Origin of the sequence: Micromonospora pallida, from assembly GCF_900090325.1 — a bacterium.
Lineage (GTDB): Bacteria > Actinomycetota > Actinomycetes > Mycobacteriales > Micromonosporaceae > Micromonospora > Micromonospora pallida.
The window spans coordinates 3,633,304-3,653,018 of record NZ_FMHW01000002.1; the positions used below are offsets into that span (position 1 = coordinate 3,633,304).

Genomic DNA, 19,715 nt, shown 5'->3' on the forward strand with positions numbered 1-19,715 from the left:
ACGAGGTCCACCCCGGCTCTTGTCGTTCCGACGCGCTCGGCGGATCAGGTCGGGTCGGCCACCGGGGCGGCCGGGCCGGCGGTGCCGGTGTGCGCGACGGCCGGGGCCTTCGGCTTGGCGTCGATGCCGGCCTCGGCCCGCTGCTGGCCGGTGATCGGCGTCGGCGCCCCGGTCAGCGGGTCGAACCCGCCACGGGTCTTCGGGAAGGCGATCACCTCACGGATCGAGTCCGCCCCGGCGAGCAGCATGCAGACCCGGTCCCAGCCGAACGCGATGCCGCCGTGCGGCGGCGGGCCGTACTTGAACGCCTCCAGCAGGAAGCCGAACTTGTCCTGCGCCTCGTCCGGGGTGATGCCGAGCAGGTCGAAGACCCGCCGCTGCACGTCGCCCCGGTGGATACGGATCGAGCCGCCGCCGATCTCGTTACCGTTGCAGACGATGTCGTACGCGTACGCCAGGGCCCGGTCGGGAGCCTCCTCGAACCGGTCCACCCACTCGGCGTTCGGCGAGGTGAACGGGTGGTGCACGGCCGTCCAGCCGCCCTCGTCCGTGCGCTCGAACATCGGCGCGTCGACCACCCAGCAGAACGCCCAGGCGCTCTCGTCGACCAGGTTGGTCCGCTTGGCGATCTCCACCCGGGCCGCGCCGAGCAGCTCCTGCGCCTCACGGGTGTTCGCGCTGGCGGCGAAGAAGATCGCGTCGCCCGGCTTCGCGCCGACCGCGTCGGCCAGCCCGGCCAGGTGCTCGGCGGAGAGGTTCTTCGCCACCGGGCCGCGCGCCTCGCCGGTCTCGGCGTCGAGCACCACGTACGCCAGGCCCTTCGCCCCGCGCGCCTTCGCCCAGTCCTGCCAGCCGTCCAGCTCCTTGCGGCTCTGCGCCGCCCCGCCCGGCATGACCACCGCGCCGACGTACCCGCCCGCGTCGATCGCACCGGCGAAGACCCGGAACGCGGTGCCGCGCAGGTACTCGGTCAGCTCGGTCAGCTCGACGCCGTAGCGCAGGTCGGGCTTGTCGGAGCCGTACCGGGCCATCGCGTCGTGCCAGGTGATCCGGGGGATCGGCCGGGGGATGTCGTATCCGGCCAGGTCGGACCAGAGCGCCGAGACGATCGCCTCGCCGAGGTCGATCACGTCGTCCTCGGTCACGAAGGACATCTCGATGTCGAGCTGGGTGAACTCGGGCTGCCGGTCGGCGCGGAAGTCCTCGTCCCGGTAGCAGCGGGCGATCTGGTAGTACCGCTCCATGCCGCCGACCATCAGGAGTTGCTTGAACAGCTGCGGCGACTGCGGCAGGGCGTACCAACTGCCCGGCTGGAGCCGGACCGGCACCAGGAAGTCCCGGGCGCCCTCGGGCGTCGACCGGGTCAGCGTCGGGGTCTCGATCTCCAGGAAGTCCCGCTCGTGCAGCACCGACCGGGCGAGCTGGTTGGCCCGGGAGCGCAGCCGCATCGCCCTCGCCGGGCCGCCACGACGCAGGTCCAGGTAGCGGTAGCGGAGCCGGACGTCGTCCCCGGCCTCGACCTGGTCGTCCACCGGCAGCGGCAGCGGCGCGGCCTCGGAGAGCACCTCCAGCGCGCTCGCGGTCACCTCGACCTCGCCGGTCGGCAGCTCCGGGTTCTCGTTGCCCTCGGGACGACGGGTCACCTCGCCGGTGACCTTGACGCAGAACTCGTTGCGCAGCGCGTGCGCGTCCTCCTCACGGAAGACCACCTGGACCACGCCGGAGCCGTCGCGCAGGTCGACGAAGATGACACCGCCGTGGTCGCGCCGGCGGGCCACCCACCCGGCGAGCGTCACCGTGGTGCCGGCGTCCGCCGCGCGCAGGCTCCCGGCGTCATGGGTACGGATCACGACTTGCGTCTCCTCATCTGCGGTCCACCTATACCCCTCGCATTGTGTCAGGGGTACCGGGTGCGGACCGGCACCGGGCGGCCCTCACCCGGAGAAGACGGGCGATCCGGTCGACCGTGGACCGGCACCGGGACGGGGTCGGCGTCCGCGCGCCTCCGGCTGTCTCCCGGCGCGCCGGTACCGTCCGCCGGCCGGGCCCGGTACGGTCCGGCAGGTGCGCGTCGTACCCCGCTGGGCCCTGCTCTCCGCCACCGCCGCCCCGGTTCTCCTGATCGGTGGCTGGACCCTCGGCGCGGCCCGGCAGCCCGGCGGGTTCGACCAGGTGGTCGGGACGATCAGCGCCCTCGCGGCGCTCGACGCCACCGACCGGTGGATCATGACCGTCGCCCTGCTGGGGCTCGGAATCTGCCACTGCGTGACCGCGGCCGGGCTGCGACCGCTGCGTGCCACCGGTCGCCTGCTGTTCGCGCTGGGCGGCGTCGCCACGGTCGCCGTGGCGGCCTTCCCGCTGCCGGACGCACACGGCTCCTCCCCCGCCCACGGGCTCGCCGCCGCGGTCGCCTTCGGCGCGCTGGCCCTCTGGCCGGCCCTGGCCGTCCCGCGCCGGTGGGGCGCCGGCGCGGCCGGAGTGCTGCTGGCGTTGGTCGGGTGGTTCGTGGTGGAACTGGTCACCGGCGGCTCCCGGATCGGGCTCGCCGAGCGGGTGGCCGCGGGCGCGGAGGCGCTCGCCCCGCTGCTGGTCGCGCTGACGCTGCGGTCGCCACTCCGCCTCGGCAGAGCACGGTACGCCGATCCCCCAGTCAGTCCGGGTCGGCCGGAAGCAGGTGGGTGACCACGACGTCCCCCTCGACGAGGGCACGGGCCCGTTCCTCGGCGACCCGGTCGGCGCCGGTCAGCCGACCGGTGTGCTGGCGCAGGTGCTCCTCCCAGGACGGGACCTGGTAGATCTCGACGAACCCGTGCTCCCGCTCCCCCGCCCGGAACAGCCCCCACCGGATCGCCCCGGTACGCCGCCGCGACCGCCCCACCGCCCGCATCGCCTCGACGAACGCGTCCTGCCGCTCGGGCGGCACGGTGTAGGCGACGGTCACCACCACCGGGCCGGTGCGCGGGTGCGCGGTCAGCGTCAGGTGCGGCTCGGGCCAGTAGATCGCCGGATCACGGTTCACGCCCCGGGTGTCCCGCAGCGGCCAGACCAGCACGGTCAGCGCGCCGACCGCCGTCGCCGTCCCGGCCGCCGCCAGGGCGGTCACCAGGCTGGTCAACTCGCCGAGGGCACCCCAGGCGAGCGCGCCGAGCGCCTGTCCGCCGGCGAACACCATCTGGTACACGGACAGCCCCCGGGCGCGCACCCACCCGGGTAGGAAGAGCTGCATCGCCGCGTTGACGCTGGACAGCACGGTCATCCAGGCCAGCCCGGCGGGGACCAGGGCCACGGTGACCGGCAGTGGCCGGGGCACCAGGGCGAGCACCAGCAGGGTGGCGGCGAAGAGCAGCCCGGCGGCGAGCAGGAGTTGACTGTCCGAGAGCAGGCGCCGCACCCGGGGCAGGACGAGCGCGCCGGCCACCGCGCCCAGGCCGAGCGCGGCGAGCAGGACGCCGTAGCCGCTGGAGCCCAGGGCGAGCCGGTGGCTGGCGACCAGCGGCAGCAGCGCCCAGAGCGCACTGCCGGGCACCACGAAGAGCGCGACGCGTAGCAGGATCCGGCGGACCACCGGGGAGTGCCGGACGTACCGGCCGCCGGCGCGCAGGGCGGCGGTGAACCGCTCCGGCATCGGGTCGCCCCCGGACTGTTCCGGCCGCCAACGCAGCAGGGCCACGGCGAAGACCACGAAGGAGAGGGCGTTCAGCCCGAAGACCGCCGCGACCCCGGCCTGGGCGATCAGCACGCCGGCCACCGCGGGCCCGACGGCGCGGGCCAGGTTGACGCTGATCGAGCCGAGCGCGGACGCCGAGACGATCTGCGCCCGGGGGACCAGTTCGGGGATGACCGCCTGCCAGGCCGGCAGGGTCAACGCCTGGCCGATGCCGATGGCGAAGGTGAGGGTGAGCAGCAGCGCCGGGGGCATCCGGTCGACGGCGGTCAGCCCGGTGAGCAACGTGCCCGTCGCGGCCAGGGAGCACTGGACGGCGATGAGCAGGCGGCGGCGGTCGAAGGTGTCGGCCAGCGCGCCGGCCGGCAGGGCGAGCAGGAGCACCGGCAGCATGCTCGCGGTCTGCACCAGGGACACGAGGGCGGCCGCTCCGGGCTGGTCGACCAGGAGCCACTGTGCCCCGACGGTCTGCATCCAGGTGCCGACGTTGCTGGCCAGCACGGCCAGCCAGAGGCTGCGGAAGGCGGCCAGGCGCAACGGGGCCCAAGCCGAGGTGCTCGGTGCGGAGAGGCTCACCGGCCGGACGCTACCCCGTCCTCGACCAGGCATTCCCGGTGTCCGGAAAGACGCGAGCGGGCCGTCGGTGTCCCGACGGCCCGCTCGCGGTCCGAGTTACCGGATCATCCGGATCAGAAGACGCTGACCCCGTAGACGCTCAGCGCCTCGGTGACCGGCTGGAAGAAGGTGGTGCCACCGAAGGAGCAGTTGCCGCTGCCGCCGGAGGTCAGACCCAGGGCGGTGCCGCCGCTGAACAGCGAGCCGCCGCTGTCGCCCGGCTCGGCGCAGATGTTGGTACGGATCATGCCGTAGACCGAGCCCTCGGCGTAGTTCACCGTGGCGTTGAGCGCGGTCACCGAGCCGCTGCGCAGGCCGGTGGTGCTGCCGGACCGCTGCGCCGACTGGCCGACGAACGCGTTGCCCGCGCCGGTGATGTCCCGGTAGGTGCCGTTGTAGAGGTAGACGTTGCCGGCCGCGTTGCCGCTGTTGCTGTGCCGGACGATGCCGTAGTCGTTGCCCGGGAAGCTGGTGCCGGACCGGGTGCCGAGCAGGCTGGTCTGCGACGAGTTGCTGTACCAGCTCGACGCGATGTTGGTGCAGTGGCCGGCGGTCACGAAGTAGTAGGTGGTGCCGCTGCGGACGTTGAAGCCCAGCGAGCAGCGGCCGCCGCCAGCGGCGTAGATGGCCTGGCCGCCGGAGATCCGGGTGCTGTAGACGCCGGCCTCCTGCTCGACGCGGACCGTGCCGCCGAGCTTGGCGGCGACCGTCTCGACCTTCTTCAGCTTGGCGCCGGTGACGGTGCTGTCGACCGAGATGACGACCTGGTTGGTGGCCGGGTCGGTCCACCAGGCGGTGCCCGGGATCTTGGCGGAGCGGTCCAGCTCAGCGGTGGCCCGCGCGAGTTCGGCGGCCCCGCGCTTGACGATCTTCGGGGTGGCGCCGGCTGCGGTGACCTGGCGGGCGGCAGCGGCGTCGGTGACGGTGACGACCATCTTCCCGGTGGCGTCGGCGTAGACGCCGGCGGAGCGGTCACCGAGGCGCTCGGCCAGGCTGGCGGCGGCGTCGGGGGAGGCGGGCGAGACCGGGGCGGCCTGGGCCGGTGCGCCGAGGAGCGAACCGGCGACCATGGTTCCGGCGAAGGCGACGGCGGCGGCGCGACGGAGCGTTGACCTCGTGGGTCGCATGAACATCCTCCAAAGCGGGGGCGGGGGCACACCGTTCGGCGGTGCCCTGCTGGACCATCCGAACGACCTGGGGGAACCGTTCGGATGAGCTGAAGTATTCACACATTTAAGTTCATCTGCAAGACCTGGTCGCCGCCGGTTCACCACGACATGGGCGCGCCATCGACGCGCAACATTGTCGATACATACACCCATCTATATGCTCAGCCCAGCGCAGCCTTTCCCCCTTTGGCACCCGCGATCCGGAGGCCCACCGATGACCCCCTTCCGCCGCGCGCTCACCGTCCTCACCGCCCTCGCCGCCAGCGTCCCCCTGCTGGCCGCCCCGGCCGCCGCCGACGCCGGACCACCACCGTCGGCGATGGCCAGCCTCGGCGACTCCATCACCCGGGGCTTCAACGCCTGCGGCTGGTACGTCGACTGCACGTCACGCTCGTTCAGCACCGGCGACGACTCCGGCGTCAACGGCCACTACCTACGGATCCGCGCGGTCAACCCCGCGATCAACGGCCGCAACCACAACGACGCGCGTACCGGCGCGAAGTCCGCCGACCTGCCCGGCCAGGCGGCCACCGCGGTCAGCCAGGGCGTCGGCTACGTGACCGTCCTGATGGGCGCGAACGACGCCTGCACCAGCTCGGAGTCGAGCATGACCCCGGTCGGCACCTACCGGGCGAACATCGACGCCGCGCTCAGCCGGATCAAGGCCGGCCTGCCCAACGCCCGGGTCGCCCTGATCAGCATTCCGGACATCCAACGGCTCTGGTCGGTCGGCAAGGGCGACCTGGCCGCCCGTACCGCCTGGTCGCTGTTCGGCATCTGCCAGTCGATGCTGGCGAACCCCACCTCGACCGCCCAGGCCGACGTCGACCGGCGGGCCCGGGTCCGGCAGCGGGTGGTCGACTACAACACCCAACTCGCCCAGGCCTGTGCGGCGTACGGCAGCAACTGCGACTTCGACGACAACGCCGTGTTCAGCTACCCGTTCACGCTGAGCCAACTCTCCGGCTGGGACTACTTCCACCCGAACACCGCCGGTCAGCAGGTGCTGGCGAACGTCTCGTACGCCGCCGGCTTCCGCTGGTAACGCGAGCCCTCCCGGGCGGGTGGCGATAGCCGCCCGCCCGGTCCTCGTTCCGCCCGACGGTCGTCCGCCCGGTCGTCACTCCGCCCGACGGCGCGCCCCGGGGCCCGGCCTCGGCACCAGGTCGCGCGGCTCGGTCACCTCGTGTCCGGCGGCGCACCGCAGTTCCACCCGCACCGGCTCGTCGCAGTCGCGGTGCCGCACGCTCAACGGGGAGCCCTCCGGGTCGGCCAGGTACCGGTCCCCCCAGGCGAGCACCGCCACCAGCACCGGCCACAGGTCGAGACCCATCCGGGTCAGCCGGTACTCGTACCGCGTCCGCGCCCCCGGCTCCCGGTACGGCTCGCGGCGCAGCACCCCCTGCTCGACCAGGGTGGCCAGCCGGTTGGTGAGCACCTGCCGGGGGATACCGGTGCGCACCCGCATGTCGTCGAAACGGCGTACGCCGTTGAACACCTCGCGGAGCACCACCAGGGTCCACCGTTCGCCGAGGATCGCCATCGCCCGACCGATGGTGCAGTTCTCCACTGACCAGTCCAGTGCCACGGGTCTCATGCCGACCAGGCTAGGTCTCGTTGACAGACGCAGCAACGCGCTGCCAGGCTGAGTCCGTGACACAGACCCAGGACCCGACACGCAGCCGCACCTTCTCCTGGTCGGACCCGACCGCCAGCGTCACCCACCTCGGCCAGCGCGGCGGGCTGGAGCTGATCCGGGCGATGATCGCCGGCGAACTGGCCCCGCCCCCGGTGATGCAGCTGATGGCCATGACCCGGATGGAGGCCGAGGAGGGCTGGGTGGCCGTCGAGCTGACCCCCCAGGAGTTCCACTACAACCCGCTCGGCACCGTCCACGGCGGGGTCATCTCGACCCTGCTCGACACCGCCGCCGCGTGCGCCGTGCACACCACCCTGCCGGCCGGGGTCGGCTACACCTCACTCGACCTGAACGCGAGGTTCCTCCGTCCGGCCACGGTCGCCTCCGGGCTGCTGCGCTGCGAGGGAACCGTGCTGCAACGCGGTCGCCGGACCGCCCTGGCCGAGGCCCGCCTGACCGACGCGCGGGGCCGCCTCGTCGCCCACGCCACCTCGACCTGCCTCCTGTTCGACCTGCCCGGCCCGCCGGCCGCCGCACCGACACAGGACTGAACCCTCCGACGGCCTGGGCACCCACCGCACCGGTCGGCTCCGGCCCACGCCCCGACCACCTGCACCCGACGCCGGCCCGTCGCGCGGCGGAGGCCGGTCCGGCCGCGCGGTCGCGCTGGCGGGCGGCTCCGGGCCGCCCGCACCGGCCGGCGAGGGCGCGACGGGTCAGGAGGAGGCGGCGAGGCGGGCCGCGCGGGCGGCGCGCTTTTCCTCGAACCGGGACGCCTGCCGTTCCAGCGTGTCCAGCTGGGCGGCGATCTCGTCACGGGCGGCCTCGCCGTCGGCGTCGAGACCGGAGAGGTTGAACACGTCCCACTGCCGCAGCACCGGGGCCACCACGTCGTCACGGTGCTGGCGCAGGTCGTAGATGCCGGCCAGGGCGATCGCCACCGACTTGCGGGCGAAGCCCTCGATGCCGGCGCCGGGCATCTGGAAGTCGGCCAGGACGTCGGCCACCGCGCGCATCGCCTGCCCCGGGGCCAACTCGAAGGCCGCGCCGAGCAGGTTGCGGTAGAAGACCATGTGCAGGTTCTCGTCGGCGGCGACCTTGGCCAGCAGCGCCTCGCAGAGCGGGTCGCCGGTCACCTTGCCGGTGTTGCGGTGCGAGATCCGGGTCGCCAACTCCTGGAACGACACGTACGCCAGCGTGTGCAGGATCTCGTGGTCGTGGTTGTTGGAGTAGCCCTCCGTCATGTGCACCATCCGGGCCCGTTCCAGGGCCACCGGGTCGACCGCCCGGGTCACCGTCAGGTAGTCGCGGATGGCGGTGCCGTGCCGGCCCTCCTCCGCGGTCCAGCGGCCCACCCAGGTGCCCCAGGCCCCGTCCGGGCCGAACAGGGTGGCGATCTGGTGGTGGTACGAGGGGAGGTTGTCCTCGGTGAGCAGGTTGACGATCAGCGCGGTCCGGGCCACCTCGGGCAGCTTCGAGTCCGTCTCCGACCAGGCGTCGCCGCCCAGCGGCCCGTCGAAGGTACGCCCCTCGCTCCACGGCACGTACTCGTGCGGGAACCACTCCTTCGCCACGCTGAGGTGGCGGTTGAGGTTCTGCTCGACGACGGGTTCGAGTTCCAGGAGCAGGGCGGTCTGGCTGAGAGCGGTGCTAGCGGTCACGAGTTCTCCCTACGGTGGCGTAACCTACGCCACCGTAGGGACTTTATCGCGTACGCGCCAGTAACGTCCCAGCTAGCTGACCAGCGGCTTCAGGTCGGCCCGTGGCGGGTTCCACTCCCCCGCGTCGGCGGCCACCTGCTCACCCGAGCGGATATCCTTGACCTCGTCCGGAGCCCCGTCGGCGCCCGGGAACCACACGTACGGGATACCGCGCCGCTCCGCGTACCGGATCTGCTTGCCGAACTTCGCGGCGCTCGGGGACACCTCGCACGGGATTCCCCGACCGCGCAGCGCCTGGGCGATCCGGTCGGTCTCCGCCCGCCGCTCCTCGGTCGGCACCGCCACCAGCACACAGGTCGGTACGCTCCGCGACACGGTCAGCCGGTCCGCGCCGAAGAGCAGGCCGAGCAGGCGGCTCACCCCGATCGAGATGCCCACCCCGGGGAAGCGGTTCGCGCCGGAGCTGGCCAGGTTGTCGTACCGGCCGCCGGAACAGATCGAGCCGAACCGCTCGAAGCCCTGCAACTGGGTCTCGTAGACGGTGCCGGTGTAGTAGTCCAGCCCACGGGCGATCCGCAGGTCCGCCACACAGAGGCCAGGCGCGTGCGCCGCCGCGGTCTCCACCACCCGGGTCAGCTCCTCGATCCCCTCGTCGAGCAGCGGGTGGGAGACCCCGAGGGCGCGTACCTCGGCGGCGAACGAGGCGTCCGGAGCGGAGATCTGCGCCAGTGCCAGGCACGCCTTGGCCTGCGCCTCGGTCGCCCCGGCGGTCTCGCCCAGCAGCTCGGCTACCTTGTCCGGGCCGATCTTGTCGAGCTTGTCCACCGCGCGCAGCGCCGCCTCCGGGTCGGTCAGCCCCAGGCCGAGGTAGAAGCCCTCGCAGACCTTGCGGTTGTTGACCTGGATGCGCACCGGCGGGATCGGCAGGCCGCGCAGCGCGTCCCCGATCACCAGCGGCATCTCCGCCTCGTGGTGCGGCGCGAGGGTGTCCCGGTCAACGATGTCGATGTCGGCCTGGAGGAACTCCCGGTAGCGCCCCTCCTGCGGGCGCTCCCCCCGCCACACCTTCTGGATCTGGTAGCGGCGGAACGGGAACTGGAGCTTGCCGGCGTTCTCCAGCACGTACCGGGCGAACGGCACGGTCAGGTCGAAGTGCAGGCCGAGGGTGTCCTCGGCGGTGGGGGCGGCGCCCTCCTCCTCGTGCAGCCGCCGGATCACGTAGACCTCCTTGGAGGTCTCCCCCTTGCGGAGCAACTGGTCCAGCGGCTCGACCGCGCGGGTCTCCAACGGGGCGAAGCCGTACAGCTCGAAGGTGTCGCGGAGCCGGTCGAGGACGTACTGCTCGATCATGCGCTGGGACGGCGTCCACTCCGGGAAGCCGGAAATGGGCATGGGCTTGCTCATCGGTACTCCTTGAACTCCCGCGCGCCGCGCGGGATGACGTCGATCGCCCGCGCGCCGCGCGGGTGCGGGGACTACCAGCCTCGGGTCGGGGCGGTCGAGCGCGCGCCGCCGTCGTCGGCGGCCTCGATGAGGTACGGGTTGCTCGCGCGCTCGCGGCCGATGGTGGTCGCGGGGCCGTGGCCGGGCAGTACGACGGTGTCGTCGGCCAGCGGGAGGATCTTCTCCCGGAGGCTGGTCACCATCGCGGGCATGCTGCCGCCCGGCAGGTCGGTGCGGCCGATCGAGCCGGCGAAGAGCACGTCACCGGAGAGGCAGATCTGCTCGGCCTCCCAGGACGAGCCGGCGCCGGGCATCCGGAACAGCACCGACCCGCCGGTATGGCCCGGGGCATGGTCGACGGTGATCTCCAGCCCGGCCAGGGCGAGCGTCGCGCCGTCGGTCAGCTCGGCGACGTCCTCCGGTTCGCTGTACGGCAGGCGACCGCCGAAGAGCTGGCTCAGGTCCATGGAGAGGCCCTTGGCGGGGTCGGCGAGCAGTTCCCGGTCGTCGGGATGGACGTAGGCGGTGATGCCCCGCGCCCCGCAGACCGGGGCGACCGAGAAGGTGTGGTCGAGATGACCGTGGGTGAGCAGCACGGCGGCCGGGTGCAGGCGGTGCTCGGCGAGCAGCGCGTCGAGCCGGTCGATCACGCCGATACCGGGGTCGACCACCACGCACTGCTCCCCCGGTGCGGTGGCGACCACGTAGCAGTTGGTGCCGAAGGCGTCCGCGGGAAAGCCGGCCACGAGCACGTCCGCTCCCCTTTCTCGTCGGTGCGTACCCTCACCGCAGCCTAGCCGTACGGGCCGTCGCGGCCACCCCCGGTGGGCACGGCCACACGACCAGTGAAAGGTGACGATAGACCCCTTGACCGACCTGGTACACCACATTCCCAGCCGGTACCCGTACACTCTGGCGGGCGTGTGGCGTGGCGCACTTGCGCCCGGCGGCGCCCGGCGCCCGTCCGCCATGACGACCAGGGTAGAGGAAGGGGAGCGCGGGTGGCTTCCAGCAGGGACCGGCAGCGCAGGCTCGCACGGGAGAAGCTCGACCGGCAGATGGCCCGCCGGGCCGCCCGCGCCAAGCGCCGCCGCCAGATCCAGGCGGGTGTCGGCGCGGGGGTGGTGCTCGCCCTCGTCGTGGTCGGTTCGGTCTGGGCGCTCGGCGGCTTCGACCGGGACCCGGAGGAGAACCTGGCCGAGGCGGACGTCTGCGCCTGGACGCCGCAGAACGCCGAGGCCAACAGCAACCTGAAGGACGTCGGTACACCGGCGACCACGGGCCTGCCCACCTCCGGCACCCGGGCGATGACCGTCACCACCAACCAGGGCGCCCCGATCACCGTCGAGCTGGACCTGGCCGGGGCGCCGTGCGCCGCGGCGAGCATCTCGCACCTGGCGGGCCGCTCGTTCTACGACAACACCACGTGCCACGAGATCACCACCGAGGGGGCGCTGCGCTGCGGCGACCCGAGCGGCACCGGCCTCGGCGGCCCGACGTACTCGTTCTACGACGAGAACGTCCCCGCCGCCGCGCCGTCGCCCAGCCCGGCCGCGGACCAGCCGCCGGCGTACCCGAAGGGCACCGTGGCGATGATCGCCAGCCCGCCGGGCGCCAACAGCAGCCAGTTCCTGATCTTCTTCAAGGACTTCAACCCGGCGGAGCCGGCGTACTCGGTCATCGGAAAGGTCACCGGCGGGCTCGACGTGGTGGAGAAGGTCGGCACCCTGGAGACCGTGGACAATGGGTCGGGGGCGAAGGTCAAGCCGAAGACCGACGTGGTGATCCAGAGCCTGACCGTCGGTGAACCGGCAACGACGCCGGCGGCGACGCCCGCGCCCGCGCCGAGCAGCCCGGCCGCTGCACCGTCGGCGACCCCGTCCGCCGGCTGACCGGCCGGTCCACAGCACCTTCGCGGCAACTGACCGCCGAGACATACGAGGAGTGACCGTGACGTCCACCAGAGAGCGGCAGCGCGCGGCGGCGCGGGCCCGACTCGAGCGGGAGATGGCCGAGCGTGCGGCCAAGGCCCGTCGGCGCCGGCAGACGCAGGCGATCGTCGGGGCGGGGGCGGCCCTGCTGCTCGTGGTCGCCGGCACGGTGTGGCTCGTCGCGAGCCTCGGTGACGACGAGAGCAGCGACACGACGGCCACGCCCGCCGGCACCTCGCTCTGCGTCTGGGACGAGGCGCCCGCCGAGCAGCGCACGCCGCAGGTCAAGGACGTCGGCCTGCCTGGCAGCCAGCAGCCGAACGTCGGTACCCAGACCATGACGATCGACACCAACCTGGGGCCGATCACCGCCAAGGTCAACCTTGCCGACACGCCCTGCACGGCGGCCAGCTTCACCCACCTGGCCAGCAAGAACTTCTTCGACAACAGCAAGTGCCACCGGCTGGTCACCGAGGGGCTGCAGGTGCTGCAGTGCGGCGACCCGAGCGCCACCGGCAAGGGCTGGCGGGAGACCGACGGCACCGGCGGCCCGCAGTACCGGTTCGCCGAGGAGAACCTGCCCACCGACAAGCGTCCGCCGTACCCGGAGGGCGTCATCGCGATGGCCAACTCCGGCCAGCCGGCCAGCACCGGCAGCCAGTTCTTCATCGTGTACGGCGACTCGCAGCTCAGCCCGGACTACACGGTCCTCGGCACGATCACCTCGGGCATGGACATCGTCAAGCAGGTCGGCGCGGCCGGGCACGACAACGCCTTCGGCCAGCAGGCCGGTGGCGGCCACCCGAAGAAGGAGGTCGTCATCAAGAAGCTGACCATGAGCGAGATCCAGAAGTGAGCTGACCCGCCTTCCACGAGAACGCCCGCCGGTCAACCCGGCGGGCGTTCTCGTGTCCGTGGGGACGGCGACGTGACCGGCCCGTTTCGACGGGGTCAGGCGCCCGAGGTCACCCGGTACGCGTCGAAGACGCCGTCGACCTTACGGACGGCGGCCAGCAGGTGTCCGAGGTGCTTGGGGTCGGCCATCTCGAAGCTGAACCGGCTCACCGCCACCCGGTCGCGGGTGGTGGTGACGGTGGCGGAGAGGATGTTCACCCGCTCCTCGGAGAGCACCCGGGTCACGTCGGCGAGCAACTTGTGCCGGTCGAGGGCCTCGACCTGGATGGCGACCAGGAACGTGGAGGCGGAGGTGAGCTTCCAACTGACCTCGACCACCCGCTCGACCTGCGCCTTGAGGTCCTCGGCGTTGGCGCAGTCGTCCCGGTGCACGCTCACCCCGCCGGAACGGGTGACGAACCCGAAGACGGAGTCCGGCGGGACCGGGGTGCAGCAGCGGGCCAGTTTGATCCAGACGTCGCTGACGCCCCGGACCACCACGCCCGGATCGTTGCTGGCGGCGCGGCTGCGGGGCGGACGGGTCGCCACCGCCGTCTCGGCGATGTCCTCGACCGCGCCTTCCTCGCCGCCGTACGCGGCCATCAGCCGCTGCACGACCGACTGCGCGGAGACCTGGCTGTCCCCCACCGCGGCGTAGAGCGAGGCCACGTCGGCCAGGTGCAGGTCCCGGGCGATCGTCATCAGCGCGTCGGAGGTGAGCATCCGCTGCAACGGCATGCCCTGCTTGCGCATCGCCTTGACGATCGCGTCCTTGCCGGCCTCGATCGCCTCCTCGCGCCGCTCCTTGTTGAAGTACTGCCGGATCTTCGTCCGCGCCCGGGGGCTCTTGACGAAGCCGAGCCAGTCCTGCGTCGGGCCGGCCGTGTCGGACTTCGAGGTGAAGATCTCGATCACGTCGCCGTTGGACAGCGTCGACTCGAGCGGCACCAGCTTGCCGTTGACCCGGGCTCCGATGCACTTGTGCCCCACCTCGGTGTGCACCGCGTACGCGAAGTCCACCGGCGTCGACCCGGTCGGCAAGGGGATGACGTCACCCTTCGGGGTGAAGACGTACACCTCCTGGCTGGACAGGTCGAAGCGCAGCGCGTCGAGGAACTCGCTCGGGTCGGCCGCCTCCCGCTGCCAGTCCAGCAGCTGCCGGAGCCAGGTCATCTCGTCGATGTGCGCGGGCGGACCGACGATCTGGGTGCCCTTGTGCTCCTTGTACTTCCAGTGCGCGGCGATACCGAACTCGGCGGTGCGGTGCATGGCGTACGTGCGGATCTGCATCTCGACCGGCTTGCCGGTCGGCCCGATGACCGTCGTGTGCAACGACTGGTACATGTTGAACTTGGGCATCGCGATGTAGTCCTTGAACCGGCCGGGCACCGGCTGCCAGTTCGCGTGGATGACCCCCAGGGCGGCGTAGCAGTCCCGCACCGTGTCGACCAGGATCCGCACGCCGACCAGGTCGTAGATGTCGTTGAAGTCCCGCCCCCGCACGATCATCTTCTGGTAGATCGAGTACAGGTGCTTCGGCCGACCGGTGGTCTCCGCCTTGATCTTGGCGGCCTTGAGGTCGGTGCCGACCTTCTGGGTCACCTGCTTGAGCAGGGCCTCCCGCTGCGGCTGGTGCTCACCGATCAGGCGCTGGATCTCCTCGTACCGCTTCGGGAACAGCGTGCCGAAGGCGAGGTCCTCCAACTCCCACTTGATGGTGTTCATACCCAGCCGGTGGGCCAGCGGAGCCAGGATCTCCAGCGTCTCCTTGGCCTTCTGCTCCTGCTTCGGACGGGGCAGGAAGGTGAGGGTACGCATGTTGTGCAGCCGGTCGGCGAGCTTGATGACCAGCACCCGGGGGTCCTTCGCCATGGCGACCACCATCTTGCGGATGGTCTCCGCCTTGGCGGCGTCGCCGAGCTTGACCTTGTCGAGCTTGGTGACCCCGTCGACCAGGAGCGCGACCTCGCCGCCGAAGTCGACCTTCATCTGGTCGAGGGTGTACTCGGTGTCCTCGATGGTGTCGTGCAGCAGCGCCGCCACCAGGGTGGTGGTGTCCATGCCGAGGTTGGCCAGGATGGTGGCGACCGCGAGCGGGTGGGTGATGTACGGGTCGCCGGACTTGCGGTACTGCCCGGAGTGCCACCGTGCGGCCATGTCGAAGGCACGCTGGAGCAGGCGGGCGTCGGCCTTGGGGTGGTTCTCCCGGTGGGTGGAGATCAGCGGCTCCAGCACCTCGCTGACCTGGGAGGTCTGCCAGGGCGCGTTGAACCGGGCCAGCCGGGCCCGGACCCGTCGACCGGTGGGGGCGTTGGCCAGGGCGAACCCACCCACCGGCGGGAGGTCGTTCGGGTCGTCGGCCAGCAGCGGGGCGCCCAGGGGCGCCGGGCCGTCGCCGTTCGGGGCCGCCGGGAGGCCGGTCTCACCGACGCCGGTCGGAGCGCTGCCGTTACCGGAAGGTCGGGCCGGACCGAGGCCGGTCCGGTCGGTCGCCGAGCTGTCCGCGTCGCCTGTCGGATGCACCGTGCCCTCCACCGGAGGAACGACATCGTAGGACACCGGCCTCCTCACCCTTCGCCGGAAAGAGCCGACCGTAACCGGTCGACCGGGTACGCCGCCGACCGGGGCCGGCGATTTTACTCCAGGCCGACCGGGGCCGGCAATTTTACGCTGTTCGCGTCTGCTCTGCTCGCGCCGCCGTCACCGGCTGGCGCTCCGGCCACCCGCCCGTCTCCGGGCGGGCGCCGTGCTGGTGCCGCCGGCGGGTCGCCCCGCCCGGTCAGCAAAGGGCAATGCTACCCGCCGGGGACCTGGTGTGCCGCTCCGCCGGAGGGCCCGCGCCGGGTCCGTCCGACGGCTGTCGGATCAAACGGTCAGCAGGGCATGGACCGGACGCGGGGCCAGCCGCTCCCGGCCGCCGAGGAAGGCCAACTCCATCAGGACGGTGAATCCGGCCACCGTGCCCCCGGCCCGCTCGACCAGGTCGAGGGTGGCCTCGGCGGTGCCCCCGGTGGCGAGGACGTCGTCGACCACCAGGACCCGGTGACCGGCGGTGAACGCGTCCTGGTGCACCTCCAGGGTCGCCTCGCCGTACTCCAACGCGTACGAGGCCGAGTGGGTCGCCCGGGGCAGCTTGCCTGCCTTGCGTACCGGCACCACCCCGACACCGGTGGCGTACGCGATGGCGGCGGCAACCACGAACCCGCGCGCCTCGATGCCGACCACCACGTCGAAGGACTCGCGCCCGTGGTGGGCGACGATCCCGTCGACGACCTCGCGGAAGACCGCACCGTCGGCGAAGAGCGGCATCAGGTCCTTGAACATGATCCCGGGCTTCGGGAAGTCCGGTACGTCGAGCACCCGACCGGCCACCAGCTCGGCGACGGCGGCACCGCTGTCGCCGCGTACCCCGGTGTGGGTTTCCGTCACGATTGTCCCCTTCAACGACACGGCGTCCTTCAATGCTGCTCGCACAGCATGAAGGACGCCGTCACGTCAGTTGTCGGCGGGTGGGGCGTGCGCCGCCCCACCCGCCCGGGTCAGCGGCGCTTGCCGCCGGGCCGGTTGCCGCTGCCGCCGGTGGGCCGGCCACCGCGCGCACCGGTCGACCGCTTGCCGGTCGGTCGGGCACCAACCTTCGGGGCCGCGCCGGCCAGCGCCGCGGTCTCCGGGTCGACCGACTCCTCGCCCCCCTCGGTGGACTTCGCCGTCCCCTTCGGGGTGACCTCGCCCCGGGCGATCGCGCCGCGCCGGGCCAGGATCCGCTTGTTGTGCGCCTGGATGCGGGGCTCCTGGTTCTTCAACACCACCAACAGCGGGGTGGCCACCAGGATCGAGGTCAGGAAGGCCACCGCCATACCGACGAAGAGCACCAGGCCGAGGTCCTTCAGGGTGCCCGCGCCGAGCAGGCCGGCACCGATGAAGAGCAGACCACCGACCGGCAGCAGCGCGACCACCGAGGTGTTCAGCGACCGCATCAGGCTCTGGTTCACCGCCAGGTTGGCCGCCTCGCCGTACGTCTGGTTGTTGTTGGCGGTGATCCCCCGGACGTTCTCCTGCACCTTGTCGAAGACGACCACGACGTCGTACAGGGCGAAGCCGAGGATGGTGAGGAAGCCGATCACCGTCGAGGGGGTCACCTCGAAGCCGACCGCCGAATAGATACCCGAGGTGAGCACCAGGTTGAGGAAGAGCGAGCCGACCGCGGCGGCGGCCATCCGCCACTCGAACCGCAGGACCAGGTAGACCGTCACCAGGGCGATGAAGATCACCAGACCGAGGAGGGCCCGCGAGGTGACCTGGCCGCCCCAGGCCGAGCTAACCCGGTTGGTGCTGATCTGGTCGGCGTTCAGGCCGAGGTCCCCGGCCAGTGCGACCTTGACCGCCTCGGCCTCGCCGGCGTCCAGCTCCGAGGTACGCATCTCGTAGAAGTTGCCGCTCGGGCCACCGACCTCCTGCGCGGTGACCAGCTCGGCGCCACCACCGGCGCTGGCGAGCGCCTCCTCGGTGACCGCCTCGGCGCGCTCCAGGGTGCCGACGCTCGCCGGCACCTGGAAGGAGTTGCCGCCGCTGAACTCGATGCCGAGCTTGAAGCCGCTCACCAGGAAGCTGAGCACGGCGAGCAGGACGAGCGCCCCGGCGACGCCGAACCAGAGCTTGCGGCGGCCGACGACGTCGAGACCAGCCTCGCCCCGGTACAGCCGGGTGGCCAGACCACTACGAGCCATCTCAGGCCTCCTTGACACGCTGGTTGCGGGTGGTCGGCTGCTCGGCACCCTTGGCGGGAAGCACCCGGCCGAGGCCGCTGACCCGGGGCGACAGGAACGCCCGGGTCCGGGCGAACATCGCCATGATCGGGTGCCGGAAGAGGAAGACCACCACGAGGTCGAGCACGGTAGCCAGGCCCAGGGCGAAGGCGAAGCCCTTCACCGCGCCGACCGAGACGATGTAGAGGACCACGGCGGACAGGATGGTGATGGCGTTCGCCGAGATGATCGTCCGGCGGGCCCGGATCCAGGCGCGGGGCACCGCGCTGCGTGGGCTGCGGCCCTCACGGATCTCGTCCTTGAGGCGCTCGAAGTAGATGACGAAGGAGTCCGCCGCCACACCGAGCGAGACGATCATGCCGGCGATGCCGGCGAGGGTCAGCGTGAAGCCGATCTGGCGGCCGAGGAAGACCAGCGCGCCAAAGACCAGCAGCGCCGACAGCACCAGACTCAGGAAGATCACCGAGCCGAGCAGCCGGTAGTAGAAGAACGCGTAGATGATGACCAGCAGCATGCCGATGCCGGCGGCGAGCAGACCGGCCCGCAGGTGGCTCTCGCCCAGGGTGGCGGAGACGTTCTGCTGCTCCTGCGGCTCGAAGGTCACCGGCAGGGCACCGTAGCGCAGCGTGCTGGCCAGGTCGCTGGCGGTGCTGTTGTTGAAGCTGCCGCTGATCTGCGAGTCACCGGTCAGCACGCCCTGGATCTCCGGGGAGGAGATCACCGCGTTGTCGAGCACCACGGCCACCCGGCACTTGCCGTCCTGGCCGAGCGCGCTGGCGTCGCAGGCCTGCCCCTCGTTGTTGAACGCCTCCCGGGTCAGCGCCGTCCACTTCTCCTGGCCGGGGCCGGTGAAGTTCAGGCTGACCACCCACTGGCCGGTCTGGTCGAGCGCCGGGTCGGCGTCGTCGACGTCGGTGCCCTGCACCTTGGCCTGGTCGAGCAGGTACTTGGCGCCGGCCTCGCAGGCCACCGCCTGCTGCTTCGGGTCGCTGATCGAGCCGGCCGGCCGCTTGTCGAGCTGCTCGCAGGTGATCGTCGGCACGTTGAACTGCATCGTCGCCGGGAGCACCGCCACCTCGCGCGGGGTCAGCGTGCCGAACGGCGTGAGCCGCTCGGCCAGCGCCGGGTCGGCGCTCACGTCGGCCGGGGCCTGTAGGCCGCTGGCGGCCTGCCAGGCGGCCGCGCCGACCTTCTGCTCGACGGCCTTGCGCTGCTCCTCGATACCCTGCGGCACCGGCTCGGGGCTCGGCGAGGCGGGGGCGCTGGCCGACGGGCTCGGGGCGGGGCTGGCGCTGGCGGACGGGGCCGGCGCGCCGCCACCCTGGCCGCCGGTGCTCGGCGAGGCGCTGACCTTCGGGGCGGCACTGCCGGACGGGGCCGGCGTGGCGCTGCCCGACGGAGCCGGCGCGGCGCTGCCGGACGGGGCGGGGGCGGCCGTCGGCGGGGTGGCCGCCGCGCCGCTACCGTCGGCGACCTTGAGCACCTTGCGGAACCGCAGCTCGGCCGCGCTACCCACCTCGCTCAGGTCCCGGTTCTCACCGGGCAGCGAGATGACGATGTTCCGGTCGCCCTCGGTGACCACCTCGGCCTCGGCGACACCGAGCGCGTTGACCCGGTTGTCGATGATGCTCCGGGCCTCCTCGAGGCTCTCCGCGGTCGGCGGACGGCCGTCGACGCTGTTGGTCGCCTCCAGCGTGAGCCGGGTGCCGCCGATCAGGTCCAAGCCGAGCTTGGGCTCGAGCCGGTCCTTCCAGCCACCGCTGGCACCGCCCGCGAAGAACACCAAAAGATAGAGGACGACGAAGATGACGCCGAGCACGGCGAGCTGCCGTCCCGGCCGCATCTGTCCCTGAGGTGGTGCCACGGCTGTCCTGTCTCCCTGTGCGGTCGCGCCGCTGGTGCAAGGCGGCGGGGGTCAGGCCGGGGATCCGGC

General features: G+C 72.1%; 15 protein-coding genes and 1 pseudogene. 5 read left to right on the plus strand and 11 right to left on the minus strand.

Annotated elements, in window-relative coordinates:
* Positions 1-44 precede the first annotated feature (44 nt).
* Entirely contained in the window at positions 45-1,850 is a 1,806-nt protein-coding gene (gene aspS, locus GA0074692_RS14585) for an aspartate--tRNA ligase (protein WP_091644865.1), read from the minus strand.
* A gap of 214 nt (positions 1,851-2,064) precedes the next feature.
* On the opposite strand from aspS, the gene GA0074692_RS14590 reads away from it, so the two are divergent.
* The gene (locus tag GA0074692_RS14590) at positions 2,065-2,682 is read left to right on the plus strand and encodes a DUF998 domain-containing protein (protein ID WP_091644867.1); all 618 of its coding nucleotides are present in this window, start codon (positions 2,065-2,067) and stop codon (positions 2,680-2,682) included.
* Here GA0074692_RS14590 and GA0074692_RS14595 read toward each other — a convergent pair.
* On the minus strand, positions 2,651-4,240 hold the full coding sequence (locus tag GA0074692_RS14595) for an MFS transporter (protein WP_245730310.1): 1,590 nt from the start codon (positions 4,238-4,240) through the stop codon (positions 2,651-2,653). The genes GA0074692_RS14590 and GA0074692_RS14595 overlap by 32 nt on opposite strands.
* Before the next feature lie 113 nt (positions 4,241-4,353).
* Positions 4,354-5,406 carry a S1 family peptidase gene (locus GA0074692_RS14600; RefSeq protein ID WP_091644872.1) on the minus strand — a complete coding sequence of 351 codons (1,053 nt, stop codon included), beginning with the start codon at positions 5,404-5,406 and terminating at the stop codon, positions 4,354-4,356.
* Positions 5,407-5,662: 256 nt separating this feature from the next.
* Here GA0074692_RS14600 and GA0074692_RS14605 point away from each other — a divergent pair, with 256 nt between their 5' ends.
* On the plus strand, positions 5,663-6,493 hold the full coding sequence (locus GA0074692_RS14605; protein ID WP_091644875.1) for an SGNH/GDSL hydrolase family protein: 831 nt from the start codon (positions 5,663-5,665) through the stop codon (positions 6,491-6,493).
* Between the two features lie 75 nt (positions 6,494-6,568).
* On the opposite strand, the gene GA0074692_RS14610 is transcribed toward GA0074692_RS14605, so the two are convergent.
* The gene (locus tag GA0074692_RS14610; RefSeq protein ID WP_091644878.1) at positions 6,569-7,045 is read right to left on the minus strand and encodes a winged helix-turn-helix transcriptional regulator; all 477 of its coding nucleotides are present in this window, start codon (positions 7,043-7,045) and stop codon (positions 6,569-6,571) included.
* Positions 7,046-7,101: 56 nt separating this feature from the next.
* Here GA0074692_RS14610 and GA0074692_RS14615 point away from each other — a divergent pair, with 56 nt between their 5' ends.
* Positions 7,102-7,638, plus strand: coding sequence for a PaaI family thioesterase (locus GA0074692_RS14615; RefSeq protein ID WP_091644880.1), 537 nt, complete (start codon positions 7,102-7,104; stop codon positions 7,636-7,638).
* 165 nt (positions 7,639-7,803) lie between these two features.
* Here the strand turns inward: GA0074692_RS14615 and GA0074692_RS14620 are convergent, their stop codons facing one another.
* From GA0074692_RS14620 to GA0074692_RS14630, 3 genes are all read right to left on the minus strand, one after another.
* Complete coding sequence (locus GA0074692_RS14620; RefSeq protein ID WP_091644884.1) at positions 7,804-8,748, minus strand: acyl-ACP desaturase; 945 nt, start codon at positions 8,746-8,748, stop codon at positions 7,804-7,806.
* Positions 8,749-8,820: 72 nt separating this feature from the next.
* Positions 8,821-10,152: a histidine--tRNA ligase gene (hisS, locus tag GA0074692_RS14625; RefSeq protein WP_091644887.1), complete on the minus strand. Its 1,332-nt coding sequence runs from the start codon at positions 10,150-10,152 to the stop codon at positions 8,821-8,823.
* Positions 10,153-10,223: 71 nt separating this feature from the next.
* On the minus strand, positions 10,224-10,943 hold the full coding sequence (locus GA0074692_RS14630; protein ID WP_091644889.1) for an MBL fold metallo-hydrolase: 720 nt from the start codon (positions 10,941-10,943) through the stop codon (positions 10,224-10,226).
* 249 nt (positions 10,944-11,192) lie between these two features.
* Between GA0074692_RS14630 and GA0074692_RS14635 the strand changes: the two genes are divergently transcribed.
* Positions 11,193-12,083 (plus strand): peptidylprolyl isomerase, encoded by an 891-nt coding sequence (locus GA0074692_RS14635; protein WP_091644891.1) that lies wholly within the window; start codon positions 11,193-11,195, stop codon positions 12,081-12,083.
* Between the two features lie 58 nt (positions 12,084-12,141).
* Positions 12,142-12,978, plus strand: a complete 837-nt coding sequence (locus GA0074692_RS14640) for a peptidylprolyl isomerase (RefSeq protein WP_091653472.1) — start codon at positions 12,142-12,144, stop codon at positions 12,976-12,978.
* Positions 12,979-13,073: 95 nt separating this feature from the next.
* Here GA0074692_RS14640 and GA0074692_RS14645 read toward each other — a convergent pair.
* The 4 genes and pseudogenes from GA0074692_RS14645 to secD all read right to left on the minus strand — a co-directional run.
* A pseudogene (locus GA0074692_RS14645) lies at positions 13,074-15,353 on the minus strand (RelA/SpoT family protein); the annotation flags it as partial.
* Positions 15,354-15,881: 528 nt separating this feature from the next.
* Positions 15,882-16,445: an adenine phosphoribosyltransferase gene (locus GA0074692_RS14650; RefSeq protein ID WP_091644896.1), complete on the minus strand. Its 564-nt coding sequence runs from the start codon at positions 16,443-16,445 to the stop codon at positions 15,882-15,884.
* Between the two features lie 110 nt (positions 16,446-16,555).
* Positions 16,556-17,743: a protein translocase subunit SecF gene (gene secF / locus GA0074692_RS14655; protein WP_091644899.1), complete on the minus strand. Its 1,188-nt coding sequence runs from the start codon at positions 17,741-17,743 to the stop codon at positions 16,556-16,558.
* A gap of 1 nt (position 17,744) precedes the next feature.
* On the minus strand, positions 17,745-19,646 hold the full coding sequence (gene secD / locus GA0074692_RS14660; RefSeq protein WP_176738452.1) for a protein translocase subunit SecD: 1,902 nt from the start codon (positions 19,644-19,646) through the stop codon (positions 17,745-17,747).
* Positions 19,647-19,715: the final 69 nt, after the last annotated feature.